Origin of the sequence: Bacteroides sp. 4_1_36 (assembly GCF_003466325.1) — a bacterium.
In the GTDB taxonomy this organism is placed as follows: domain Bacteria; phylum Bacteroidota; class Bacteroidia; order Bacteroidales; family Bacteroidaceae; genus Bacteroides; species Bacteroides uniformis.
In genome coordinates this window covers 79,376-92,658 of record NZ_QSOX01000005.1, presented here as the reverse complement: position 1 = coordinate 92,658, position 13,283 = coordinate 79,376, and the positions used below count along the sequence as shown (strand labels likewise).

Sequence of the window (13,283 nt, the reverse complement as noted above, 5' to 3'; positions counted from 1 at the left end):
TTTAAAAGATAAAGAGTTAAAAAGTGTAAGAATATGGATTGGAAAGGTGATAAAATGACAAATCAGTAAGCAGCCCGGTATTTTCCCTCCTCCTTGTCCTCCAGCATGTTCAGATAAGAAGCGTAACGGGATTCGCTGATATAGTGCTTCTCGACAGCCTCGCGTACAGCGCATCCGGGTTCGTGGCGGTGGGTACAGTTGCCGTAACGGCAGTCGGCAGATACCTTGAATATTTCCGGGAAGTAGTGGCCTATCTCTTCTTCTTCCATATCGAATGTTCCGAAACCTTTGATGCCCGGAGTGTCAATGATATATCCGTTGCCCGGAACCGGGAACATTTCTGAGAAGGTAGTGGTGTGCATACCTTTATTATGATAGGTGGATATCTCTCCGGTTTTAATCTCTATATCGGGCAGTATTGCCTTGATGAGTGTCGATTTCCCTACTCCGGAATGTCCGGAAAAGAGGGTTATGCGTCCTTTGAGTTCTTTCTCGATAGTGTCGATGCCTTCCCCTTTTCTGGCAGAAACCTTGAAACAAGGATAGCCGATGGTGGTGTAAAGGTTGATGAGACTGTCCAGATAGTGCAGTTCCTCTTCATTGTAGGCATCCACTTTGTTGAATATAATCTTGACGGGAACACGGTATGCCTCGGCAGAGGCGAGAAAACGGTCTATAAAGGTAGTGGAGGTCTCGGGATAGTTCACCGTCACTATGAGCATGCACTGGTCGAGGTTGGCGGCAAGAATGTGCGATTGCTTGGAAAGGTTGGAGGCGCGGCGGATGATGTAATTCTTCCGGTCCTCTATCTCGCTGATAAAGGCCGTACCTTCTTGGTTCAGTATGATGTTCACATAATCGCCTACAGCCACGGGATTAGTGCTTCGTATGCCTTTCAGCCGGAAGTTCCCTTTGATTTTACATTCAATCTCCCTTCCGTCGTCAGTCCGTACCAAGTACCAACTTCCGGTGTTTTTTATAACGAGTCCCCTCAAAATAATTGAAAGTTGAAAGTTGAAAGTTGAAAATGGAAGGTTGAAAGGCTTCTATACTTGGTATATCGGTTTATTTTCAACTTTCCATTTTCCGTTTTCAACTTAATTAAACGGTCATGATTTCTTTATCCTTTGCAGCCAGCATGTCATCAATCTGCTTGATGAACTTGTCGTGAATCTTCTGCAGCTTTTCTTCACCGCCTTTCTGGGCGTCTTCGGCCAGTCCGTCCTTTACGGATTTCTTCAAGGCGTCGATGGCATCACGGCGTGCATTACGTACACTTACCTTGGCAGTTTCTCCTTCTCCCTTACACTGTTTGGCAAGTTGTTTACGGCGTTCTTCCGTCAGTGGCGGGATGCCGATACGGATAATCTCACCATTGTTTTCGGGCATGATGCCGAGACTGGAGTCAATGATGGCCTTTTCAATGACGCGGAACATGCTCTTATCCCATGGCTTGATGGCAATGCTGCGTGCGTCCGGAGTGGTTACGGCTGCCACATTGTTGATAGGAACCATACTTCCATAAGAATCCACACGGATACCGTCCAGCAAACGGATATCGGCTTTTCCGGCGCGGATATGAGCCAGTGCCTCGTCCAGATACATGATGGCCATGTCCATACTTTCTTGCGCTTCGTCTAAGATGTCTTTTACGTCTCTCATATTATTTTCGTTTTGAAATAGCTTTGATTTGAAACTTTGCAAATATAATTATTAAATTGAAAATTGAGAATTAAGAATTAAATAACATTCATTTTTTATTCTCCATTTTCCATTCAATTGTGCACCAGTGTACCGATTTCTTCTCCTTGCATCACTTTTTTCAGATTACCCACTGTGTCCATGTCAAAAACGATGATGGGCAGGTTATTCTCTTTGCACATGCAGGTGGCAGTGAGGTCCATCACTTTCAGACCGCGCTTCAGCACTTCGTCGTAGGTGATGTCGTGGAACTTCGTGGCTGTCGGGTCCTTCTCCGGGTCGGCGGTGTAGATGCCGTCCACACGGGTACCTTTCAGCATGACATCCGCCTCAATCTCGATGCCGCGCAGACTGGAACCGGTATCGGTAGTGAAGAACGGATTGCCTGTACCGGCGGACATGATGACTACTTCGCCTGCTTCCATACATTCGATGGCACGCCATTTATTGTAGAATTCACCGATGGGTTCCATACGTACGGCAGTCAGCACGCGGACCTTCACGCCGGCAGCTACCAGAGCCGAACTGAGTGCAAGGCTGTTGATGACGGTTGCCAGCATTCCCATCTGGTCGCCTTTCACACGGTCGAACCCTTTGTTGGCACCGCTCAATCCGCGGAAAATGTTTCCACCGCCTATCACGATGCCTATTTGTACTCCCAATTCGTGGATTTCTTTGATTTGAGCTGCGTACTCGGCAAGGCGTTTCTCGTCGATGCCGTATTGCTTTTCACCCATCAGGCTCTCGCCGCTGAGTTTCAATAAGATTCTTTTATAGGTTGCCATAATATATAGTTTTGTTATATTGCTTTGCAGCAAAGATAAAGAATTAAACTGAAAAGTGCAGCAGAATGTGGTAGGATAGTTGCCTAACGCACAGTCTTTAGGAACTCGTCCATGCTGTGATATAGCGGAACGCCATAGCGGTTGCAAGTAATCCGCACATTGTCGTAGCGGTAGAAACCGGGTTCACAGATAACGTGCAATTTGCCCGAACGCATGTGCAGCCCCATCTCCAGCAGGGTGATGGGGGACTTGCTGCTTGCCAGGATATTCATGATTATCAGGTCGGCTTTTTCCAGATGTTCCAGTTCCCAGTTCACTTGATGTTCAAAGTCGGACATTTCGCCGCTGAGTCCCTTGTCCCTTCGGGGATTGTATAGGATGTATTTACCTTGGGGGCGTGCGCGGAACCAGTCGCAGGTTGCCTTTTGCCAGTCTATGCTTTTGCCCATGTCGATGGTGCCTGCCAGGAAAATTCTGGTGTATTCGGCTTCGTTCACTTCGGCTTTGCCTTCATCCGGGTGGAGTACTATAACCTCGGACTGAGCCTGCAGCCCGATAGGAAACAACAGCAGTAAAAGCAGGTAGAGACTTTTCTTCATGGTTGGTGATGGTTTTATAGGATTAGTTTCTTTTCTTGCTTCTTATCGGGAGTCTTGGGAACAGTTTCCTGAAACGGACCAGTTGGCTTGTAATATTGCCTCCTGCGATGACGAACGTTACGGCTACGATAATCATCACCAGTCCGAAGCTTTCTCTGACTGTCAGGCTTTCTCCAAAGACGGCTATTCCGAAGAAGATGGCTGTCACGGGCTCCAATGCGCCGAGAATGGCGGTCGGGGTGGAGCCGATATATTGGATGGCACCGGTAGTGCAGAGGAAGGATATGGCGGTGGGGAAGACAGCCAATGCAAGCAGATTGGCCCACAGATACCACTGGTCCGGTGTGTTCAGTACGCCGGAATAGAGCAGGCGTGCCACAAAAAGCGATAGGCCGAAGAGAAGGACATAGAAGGTGACTTTAAGCGTAGCCACATTTTTCAACGATGTCTGGTTGATGCCCACGATGTATATGGCATAGGAAAGGGAAGACGCGAAAACCAGCAGTGTCCCTATCAGGCTCAGTGTGCTGCCGTCCTCGCTCTTGTAGAGCAGTCCGATACCTCCCAGTGCAAGCAGCATGCAGACGATGGTTTGCAGTGCCAGCTTCTCTTTGAAAACCATGGCCATAATAAGCGCCACCATGATGGGATAGACGAACAGCAGTGTAGACGCTATGCCGGCGGCCATGTAGTTATAGCTCAGAAAAAGCGTCAGTGAGGAGAGGGCCACGAGCAATCCCATGATGATGAGCGGAAATGTTTCTTTCCGCTGTATCTTGAATGACCGCCCTCTCGCCTTTATCATAATGCCCAGCAACGGGATGGCGAAGAGGTATCTGAAAAAAAGTACCGAGTCCGGGTCCATGCCGGCCTTGTACAACGGGAGGGCAAACAGTGGATTCATGCCGTAGGAGGCTGCGGCGATGGAACCTAAAATATATCCTTTGGCTTTTGCGTTCATATCTTTATCTGTAAATTAGCGCGCAAAGGTAGATATTTACTTTGATTTCCTCCTTCTTTTCTGTATGAAAACCGTATGAATTCTACACTTATGCCTTCAGTGTGTAGTCACCGGCTTCTTTCGTCACTACTTTCTGCAGTTCTTCGAGCGTCTTTTCACCGTCCGAAAACTCTACGGTGGCTACAGGAGGGTCCAGGGTTACGGTGGCGTGTATGCCTTCCATACTGTTCAATGCTTTCTCTACATGCATGCGGCAATGGTTGCACATCATGCCTTCTACTTTGAATTCTTTCTTCATGATTGTTTCTGTTGGCGGTTCAACTTCTTTGTTTTCTTCTCCTTCATGTATTCTTTTCCGTTTCAGCAGCAGGCTGTTGCTCACCACACTGACACTGCTGAATGCCATGGCCGCACCGGCTATCATCGGGTTCAGCAGGAAGCCGTTGATGGGATAGAGTATTCCGGCCGCAATGGGTACACCTATTATATTATATATAAATGCCCAGAAGAGATTCTGCCGGATGGTCCGGACGGTGAGACGCGACAGACAGAGAGCTTCCGGTATCTTAGCCAGGTCGGAAGAGATGATGGTCATTTTGGCTACATCCATGGCGATGTCGCTGCCTCCACCCATGGCGATGCTTAAGTCGGCTTGGGCAAGGGCGGCGCTGTCGTTGATGCCGTCGCCCACCATGGCAACCTTCCGGCCTTCTGCCTGCAACCGGCTGACGAAGGCAGCCTTGTCCTGCGGCAATACACTGGCCTGGTAGTGGGCGATGCCTGCTTTGCGGGCAATCTCACGGGCGGTGGCCTCATTGTCTCCGGTCAGCATGTGGACTTCGATGCCGGCGGCGCGCAGCTCGCTGACAGCGCGGATGGAAGTTTCTTTTATCCGGTCTGTAATTCCGGCTATTGCCAGCACGTTTTCTTCATCGGCAAACCAGATGACGGTCTGTGCTTCCGATGTCAGTCGGGTTGCCTCTTCCTGCAGGGAGGGGGGGATGGCGATATGGTTTTCTTCCAGCAGTTTCCGGTTCCCGGCGAGGTAGGTCCGGCCTTGTGCCCGTCCTTTCACGCCTTTTCCGGTGATGCTTTCAAAGTATTGAATGTCTATGGGGGCCGACTCCTTGAGGTGGTTCACCACGGCTTCTGCCAACGGATGTTCCGAGAGCTTCTCCAGACTATAGAAAATGTCCGACAGCGCATTGCCTGCAGTGGCGCCAGTACCGGGCGTCATTGCCTGCGTATTCCATATCAGTTTGCTGACTACCGGTTTTCCTTCGGTCACCGTTCCGGTCTTGTCGAGTACGACGGTGTCTATCTTCTTGGCAATCTCCAGGCTTTCGGCATCTTTTATCAGAATGCCCCTTTCGGCGCCCTTGCCGATGCCTACCATGATGGCGGTAGGAGTAGCCAGTCCCAGTGCACACGGGCAGGCGATGATGACCACCGTGACAAATGCCAGCAATCCGTGGGTGAATCCGCCGGTTCCGTCCAGTAGCATCCATGCGATGAAGGCAAGCACTGCGATGCCTATAATGGTAGGCACGAATATCCCGGCTATCTTGTCCACCAGCTGCTGCACCGGTGCCTTGCTTCCTTGCGCGTCCTGCACCATGTGTATAATCTTCGCCAGCAGTGTATCCGTGCCGATTTTCTCTGCCCGGAAGCGGAAACTTCCCTTCTGGTTGATGGTACCTGCAAAGACCTTGGCGTCTTTGTGCTTGGATACTGCTACCGGTTCGCCGCTCAGCATACTTTCGTCTACGTAGGAGCTACCTTCCGTCACGATGCCATCCACGGCAATCCGTTCTCCGGGCTTCACCAGGACGATGTCTCCGGGGCGAATCTGCTCGATAGGGATAACGCGCTCAAAGGAAGAGTGAGGGACAGCGTGTCCTTCATCCACAATGATGGTCACAGTCTTGGGTTGGAGCCCCATCAGTTTCTTGATGGCGGTTGAGGTGTTTCCTTTCGCTTTTTCTTCCAGCAGGCGGCCCAGCAGGATAAAGGCTATGATGACACTTGCCGCCTCAAAATATACATGCGGATGGATGCCTCTGGATAGCCAGAAGTCCGGAAATAGCATGTTGAACAGGCTGAACAGATAGGCGGTCCCCGTACTGATGGCTACCAGTGTGTCCATATTGGCGCTGCCATGCTGCAATTGTTTCCAGGCGCTGGTGAAGAATCCCCGCCCCAGCCAGAATACGACGGGAGTGGACAACGCCCACATGATGGGATTGGCATGGGGCATATCCATGAAGAACATGCCTATGATGACAACGGGCATAGACAAGATGATGGCCCAGGTTGTGCGGAATTTCAATGCGCTGAATTTCTTGTTGTGGGCCTCTTCCGCCTCTTCGAGCGTGTTGCCGTCCTGGTTTATCAACAAGTCATATCCGGCCGCCTGCACAGCCTGCTGCAAAGCCTCGGAAGAACAGTTTGTAGGGTCATATTCCACGGTTGCCGTTGCCGAAGCGTAGTTTACGACCGCTTTCTTGACACCTGACTGATGGTTCAGCGTCTTTTCTACCCGTGCGGAGCATGAGGCGCAACTCATTCCCAATACGGGAAATGTCTCTTGAACTATATTCTTTTCTGCCATAACAATTTTGTATAAGTCATTACTCTTGCTATGAGTGACTTGGTTCCAAATGCAAATACCGTCAGTTTCATGCCTTGAAACCGATGGTGCCAAAAGTTGAAACTTGTTTGGCACCGTATACTGGCTACCTGACGCCTTGTTCTGGAGGGTGGAATCCATATTTTATATCAGTCATAGCGATACAAAGATAATGCTTTTTCCCTTGAAATTGTTCATAGCCTACCCCTCACGCCAAGCAGGTTCCTTCTTGCTGGGAAATGCCCGTCGGATGACTTCCCGGCTCAAGCCTGTCTGCACCACTCCCCGCATCAGCAGGTAAGTGAGGAAGGCAAGCCATAGAGCATGGTTTGCCAGGACGGGATGCAGCCCATAATATAAGATAAAAAAGCTGACAGCTGCCGCTGCCATGGAGAGGAGCATTCCTCGCGTGGCGGTGGCACCGATAAAGATGCCGTCCCAGATGAAGGCGGCTATCCCGACGGCGGGCACGGCAAGCGCCCAATAAAAATAGGTGTCGGCAACAGCTATCACTTCTTTGTCATCCGTCAATAGTCCGAGGAAGGCATTGCCTCCCAGCGCATAAACCAATGTAAAGAGAACCGCTATCACCGCTCCCCATCCGAAGAGGTGCCGGACGGTGTCTGTAAAGGCTTCCCGGTTGCGTGCGCCTATGTATCTGCCGCTTAAGGCTTCGCCAGCGTAGGCAAGGCCGTCCATTACATACGAGAATAAGGTGAAGAGCTGCATCAGCAGCGTGTTGACCGCCAGAATAATCTCTCCCTGCGAAGCTCCCGCCGAAGTGAAGAACAACGTGACTGCCACCAGGCAAAGAGTACGCAGAAAAATATCCCTATTCACTTGGAAGAACCGGAACATCGCCCCTTTCTCCCAGATACCTGCCCCTTCTCCCCCTTTAATTTTTAATTTATAATTTTTAATTTCCCAGAATCTTTTCAGCCTGCCGTAGTTGTGCATCCAAAGGACAATGCCCATCAGGAAGCCAGCATACTGGGCAATCAACGTCCCCAAAGCTACTCCTTCTACTTTCATCCCACACAGATAAACCAGTCCGAGGCTGGCAATGATATTGACCACATTCTGTGTGATGGCTATATACATGGGGATACGCGAATTCTGCATGCCGATGAACCATCCCGTCAGTCCGTATAGCCCCAGCATGGCAGGTGCCCCCCAAATGCAGATATGGAAATAGCACGTTGCCATTTCTTTGACTTCATCCGTAGGATGGATGAGAAGGAAGGCTCCCTGCCTGATAGGCGTTTGCAGCAGGATGAGGCAGAACGCGACTGCCAGGCCTATGCTCACGGAACGCAACAGCAGGCGGACCACCTCCGGTAAATCCCGCTTGCCGAATGCTTGCGAGGTCATTCCGCTGGTACCCATCCTCAGAAAACCGAATATCCAGTAGATAATGTTGAACAGCATGCCACCTACGGCAATGGCGCCTATGTAGGCGGGCGAACCCAGATGGCCGACGATGGCTACATCAATCAGGCCGAGCAGCGGCACGGTGATGTTCGATACGATGGAAGGTAAGGCTATTTGCAGTATTTGTCTGTCTCTGGGCTTCATTTATATTATTTAATTCATTAAGGTCGGCAAAGTTAACTATTTTTCTACTTTCAACTATTGATGGTTACCGTAAAAATGCGTAGTTTTGTAGGTAGATTTCTATGAGGCTGATTGGGCTGTTAAACTATATATATACACTAAAAATGAAAACCTTAACGTTGCTTTTCTCCTTGTTCTTGATGTGTCCGCTGTCTGTCTGGGGACAGTCGGCAGATGAGTTGCTTTCGAAAGTGTCCGATGCACTTTCCGAGGGTAAAGATGACTATGCGGTGAGTTTGTTTCGCCAGGCGGCAAATGCCGGTGAGGATAGGACGGAAATGTTCTACTGGACCAATGTGGACAAGAGCAGTGAGGTGGCTCCCCGTCTTGCGGATGTGCTGGCTGTGCACTACAAGGAAATGCGGAATTACGATAAAGCCTACCTCTTCTATAAGGAGTTCTTGCAGCGTCATCCCGAAGACGTACCTGCACTTGTCTCTTGTGCCGAAATGGAGATGATGCGGGGAAAGGAGAAAGATGCCTTGAAAACCTATGAAAAGGTATTGATGCTGGATGCCGACAATCTCCAAGCCAATATTTTCTTAGGAAATTATTATTATCTCCAAGCCGAGAAGGATAAGAAGAAGCTCGAAGAAGACTATAAAAAGATAACTTCCCCCACAAGGATGCAGTATGCACGCTATCGCAACGGATTGTCAGACGTGTTCACCAATAGCTACGGCAAGGCTAAGGCATACCTGCAACGCGTGCTTCAGGTATTCCCCTCCATGGAAGCAGGCAATACGCTGGAAAAGATAAAGAAGATGGAGCTGGAGCTGAAATAGCTGTCCGCATTCCGACTAATAGGAAGGGGCTGTTTGTCTCTTATTTCTCTCCGGTCTCTTTTAATCTCTTCAGATATTCCGAAGGTATGCAGCCGAATTCTTCCTTGAAGCATTGCCGGAAGTAGAACAGATTGTTTATACCTACCTTGAATGCTATTTCCGAAATGTTGTATTTGCCTTCCAGCAGGTATTGCTCGGCGTGTTTCATCCTTATCTTGCGGACATATTCGTTGGTGGAAAGTCCGGTAAGCGCTTTCATCTTGCGGTAGAGGGTGGAATTGCTCATGCACATTTTATCCGAAAGATAGCTGATGTCTATTTTGTCTGAAGAAAGCCGTTCCTCTATCAGCTGGTTTATCTTGTGGATAAACTCGTTGTCCAGCTTGTTGAGCGATTCTGTAATGACAGCCGCTTTATTGCTTATGGCGGCATTGGCGCTGAAATGGTTTGCCAGGTTGCGCCGCGACTGGAGCAGGTTTTCTATACGGCTATGCAGCAGGCTGGCGCTGAACGGTTTGGTGAGGTAGGAGTCGGCACCTACCTGGTAGCCTTCCTCTTTGTCGCGCAGCGAGTCTTTGGCTGTCAGCAGTATAATGGGTATGTGGCTGGTGCGCACGTCTTTTTTCAGCTCACGGCACATCTCGTTTCCGTCCATTACCGGCATCATAATGTCACTGACGATGATGTCAGGTATTTCTTTCAGGGCGCTTTCCTTGCCCAGCTTTCCGTTGGCGGCAGTCTTTACTTCAAAGTGGTCGGAGAAGGATTCGGCTATATAGTCGCAGATGTCCGGATTGTCTTCCACTACCAGCAATATGGGTTTGTCGCTGGATGAAACTTGATTTACTTGTGCCTCTTCTATATGCTGGACGTTGCTTTCCTTTTCCTGCGAATCGGCATGCAGTGCCTGCGGGTAACTGTTGTCGGTAAGCAGGCTGACGTAGAAGGTACTACCTTGATTGGGAGCACTCTCTACGCGGATTTCCCCTTCGTGTAGGGCTACGAGGTTTTTCACCAGAGAAAGTCCGATACCGGTACCCGAAGCCTGGTGTTTGCCGCCTTCCTGGTAATAACGGTCGAATATGTGGGGTAGTGCCTCCGGCTTGATACCGTATCCCGTGTCGCTGACCCGGATTTCCGTATAGTTCACTTCGGCACGTTCCACCTGTCGGATACCGATGCTGATGCTACCCTTTTCCGTGTACTTTAGGGCATTGGATATCAGATTGTCCAGGATGGTCTGGATAATTTCCTTGTCGAAGTATATAGGCATATGCTCTTTCTCCACCACCAGCCGGATATCGACGGCTGGCTTCCGGTTCAGTTCCTTGTACTTCAGGCCTATCTCGCGGATAAGGGGTACGAGGTTGTCCCGGCTCACGCAGAGTTTCTTGTTCTGGGTCTCGGTCTTTCTGAACTCCAATATCTGGTTGATGAGGTTCAGTAGCCGGATGGCACTTTGGTGAATGACGGATATCTTCTGTGCGTCTTTGGTGGATAGTGTATCACTTTTCTGTATGTCTTCCAGCGGACCCAGTATCAGCGTAAGCGGGGTGCGCAGTTCATGGGTGATGTTGGTGTAGAAGCGCAGGCGTTCGTTGTTCAGTTCCTGCTCGTGTTCGTGGCTCTGCTTCTCCAGTTGGTACAGTGCTTCAGCATCCAGTCTTTTCTTGTAGGCATAGAGTATAGAGAAAAGGATGATAAGGGACAGCAGGATATAGAATGACTTTGCCCACCAAGTAAGCCAAAGGGGTGGGGCGATGCGGATGTTCAATGAGGTGGTTGCGTCCGACCATGCTTGGTTGCGCATGCGCGTTTTCACTTGGAACTGGTATTTCCCGGGAGGAAGATTACGAAAGGTGACATTATTGGGGTCTGTAAGCGTATACCAGGAGTTCTCGAGTCCTTTCAGCATATAGGCATATTCCACTTGGTTGACCAGGGCATAGTTCTGGATGTTGAACCGGATACTGAAACTATTCTGTGTATATTTCAGTTGCACGTTCTTCTGTCCGTTTAAGGCAATGGTGCTCTGTCCGTTTTCCGGTTTGTTCAGCGGGTCGGTAATTTCAATGTTGGTGATGAATGCGGGTGGTGATTTGCGTTCCTGCAATACAACTTCCGGGTTGAAGTAGCACAGACCGTTTATAGAGCCGAAGTAAAAGTTACCGTCTTGTCCGTAGGCTACACTGCCCCGACTGAAGCTTCCCATGGGGAGGTTGTCGTGATAGTCGTAGTTATAGAAAATGTCTTTACTGTCCACAAGACAGCTGATACCTTTGTTGGTGCTCACCCAAATATTTCCTGCCTTGTCCTCACCGATGGCTTGTATGTGGGTGTTAGCCAGTCCGCTTTCACGTTGGTATACTTTGTAGTTTCTGTCTGTCAGGGAGGGGAAGCATACCAAACCTTCACCCGTGGCCACCCACAACCGCTTTCTGCTGTCTTCGTAGAGAGCATTGATGGTATTGGAGGGGAATTTGGCCAGGACGTTGAAGAGCTGGATGCTTTGGAGTTGAGGGTCATAGAGGCCCAGGCCTCCTCCGAAGAATCCTACCCATACTTGGTCTTCGGAATCCTTCAGCACACAGCGGGCCAGATTGTTCTCCAGATTGTAGTGTGCCTTGATTGTCTTGCTGTCACAATCTATAAGATAGACGCCTTCGCTGGTTCCGACCCAAATGTTTCCCTGCTTGTCTTCATGAAAGGAACGTACGTCAGTGCGTGACTTGTCTTCGGAGAAAATCTGCCGGAAGCTTTGGCTCTTGGGGTTGTAGTAGGCTATTCCTCCATAAAAAAGTCCGAACCATAATCCTCCCTTCGAGTCGCACAAGGCTGCCTGCACCGTATTGCTTCTGAATTTCTTGTTGTCAGCATTGTATATGGCTATTCGTCTTCCCTTGTTGAATACGTTGATTCCTCCTCCATCGGTTCCTATCCAGAGGTTACCGGCTTTGTCCATACAGACACCGGAGGCTATTTTACTGTTCAGGCTGTTGTTGGTGGATGGAAAAGGAGAATATTTATAAGTGCTGAAGAGTGACGGCTCGCGTTTTATGAAGTTGATGCCGCCTCCCCAGGAACCTGCCCATACATTACCGAAGGAATCTTGGAGCAGGCAACGGATACTGGAGTTGGACAAGCCGTATTCATCGTCTCCCTCCCGGATAGAAAGCGCATGAATCTGGTCCGACGAACGGAAAAGCTGTTGGGACAAATCCACTACGGCAATGCCGCCGAATTCCATGGCTATCCAAAGTCTGTTGTCATCCAGTTGGTGTATATCATATACACGGTGCGATATGCAGTTGGTTTTGTCGTCGAAGGGGATGAAACTTTCCGCTTCCGGGTTAAACAGTACCACTCCTCTATCGGTTCCTATCCATATGTTTCCGCTTTTGTCTTTGTAGACACATGTCACTTCGTTGCCGGGCAGGCTGTTGGGGTTTTGCGGCTCGTGTGTGAAGTTCTTGACTGTCTTGTCTTTTATGGAAAGTATACTGAATCCCCGGTCCACATGCCCGATATAGAGTAGTCCGTTACCACCGTCTATGGCAGACCAGATATGGTTGCTTGCAAAACCCGGTACGGTTTCGGTATTGTAATGGGTGAATTGCCCGGTTTGCTTGTCAAAATAGTCCACGCCTTTCCAATAGGTGCAAATCCATAGGTTACCGTCGGAGGCGGCAATGATTTTGGTAATGTCGTCCGTAACCAGGCTTTTAGGGTTGTTTTCGTTGTGTCTGTAAGTGATGAATGAATCGTTGGCATAATTGTATGCATTGATTCCGGCACGCTGGGTTCCTATCCATAAGATGGAGTCGACGGGATCGTCCAGCAGACAGTTCAGTTCGTTGCCGGTGATGCTTTGCTTGCCGGTTGTTTCTTCTTTATAATAGGTAAGGAAGCGTATTCCGTCGAATTTATTTAAACCCTCTTCTGTGGCAAACCATAGAGAGCCCCGTTTGTCTTGGGCTATGCTTACCACATGGTTGTTGGACAGCCCTTCACGGATACTCAGATGTTTTATGGTATATGGCTGCGCGGATAGCAGGAATGGCAGGCATAGGAAAATGGAAAGTAGAATCTTCTTCATAACGGGTCGTTTTTCATTGCATGAGTCAAAAGTACAAATAAAATCTTTAGATGATGTGCACAAATCGTGCATTGACAGATTTATATGCCTTCTCTGCAAGATTTATACAGCTG

The 13,283-nt window shown here is 49.4% G+C and carries 9 protein-coding genes; 1 reads left to right on the top strand and 8 read right to left on the bottom strand.

Features of this window, described 5'->3' with window-relative positions; translation table 11 throughout:
* Positions 1-62: 62 nt before the first annotated feature.
* The 7 genes from rsgA to DXD65_RS07190 form a co-directional block, all read right to left on the bottom strand.
* A complete protein-coding gene (gene rsgA, locus DXD65_RS07220) occupies positions 63-995 on the bottom strand; it encodes a ribosome small subunit-dependent GTPase A (RefSeq protein ID WP_005824247.1) in 933 nt (310 codons plus the stop codon).
* 106 nt (positions 996-1,101) lie between these two features.
* Positions 1,102-1,662, bottom strand: a complete 561-nt coding sequence (frr, locus tag DXD65_RS07215; protein ID WP_005824243.1) for a ribosome recycling factor — start codon at positions 1,660-1,662, stop codon at positions 1,102-1,104.
* Between the two features lie 113 nt (positions 1,663-1,775).
* Positions 1,776-2,486, bottom strand: coding sequence for a UMP kinase (gene pyrH, locus DXD65_RS07210; protein ID WP_005824241.1), 711 nt, complete (start codon positions 2,484-2,486; stop codon positions 1,776-1,778).
* Between the two features lie 83 nt (positions 2,487-2,569).
* Complete coding sequence (locus tag DXD65_RS07205; RefSeq protein ID WP_005824239.1) at positions 2,570-3,085, bottom strand: nucleoside 2-deoxyribosyltransferase domain-containing protein; 516 nt, start codon at positions 3,083-3,085, stop codon at positions 2,570-2,572.
* Between the two features lie 22 nt (positions 3,086-3,107).
* The gene (locus DXD65_RS07200; RefSeq protein ID WP_005824237.1) at positions 3,108-4,046 is read right to left on the bottom strand and encodes a DMT family transporter; all 939 of its coding nucleotides are present in this window, start codon (positions 4,044-4,046) and stop codon (positions 3,108-3,110) included.
* Between the two features lie 88 nt (positions 4,047-4,134).
* On the bottom strand, positions 4,135-6,657 hold the full coding sequence (locus DXD65_RS07195) for a heavy metal translocating P-type ATPase (RefSeq protein ID WP_057253206.1): 2,523 nt from the start codon (positions 6,655-6,657) through the stop codon (positions 4,135-4,137).
* Between the two features lie 219 nt (positions 6,658-6,876).
* Positions 6,877-8,250 (bottom strand): MATE family efflux transporter, encoded by a 1,374-nt coding sequence (locus DXD65_RS07190; RefSeq protein ID WP_117887486.1) that lies wholly within the window; start codon positions 8,248-8,250, stop codon positions 6,877-6,879.
* A gap of 143 nt (positions 8,251-8,393) precedes the next feature.
* On the opposite strand from DXD65_RS07190, the gene DXD65_RS07185 reads away from it, so the two are divergent.
* On the top strand, positions 8,394-9,074 hold the full coding sequence (locus DXD65_RS07185; RefSeq protein ID WP_034523335.1) for a tetratricopeptide repeat protein: 681 nt from the start codon (positions 8,394-8,396) through the stop codon (positions 9,072-9,074).
* A gap of 40 nt (positions 9,075-9,114) precedes the next feature.
* On the opposite strand, the gene DXD65_RS07180 is transcribed toward DXD65_RS07185, so the two are convergent.
* Positions 9,115-13,170 carry a hybrid sensor histidine kinase/response regulator transcription factor gene (locus tag DXD65_RS07180; RefSeq protein WP_055288499.1) on the bottom strand — a complete coding sequence of 1,352 codons (4,056 nt, stop codon included), beginning with the start codon at positions 13,168-13,170 and terminating at the stop codon, positions 9,115-9,117.
* Between the last annotated feature and the right edge of the window lie 113 nt (positions 13,171-13,283).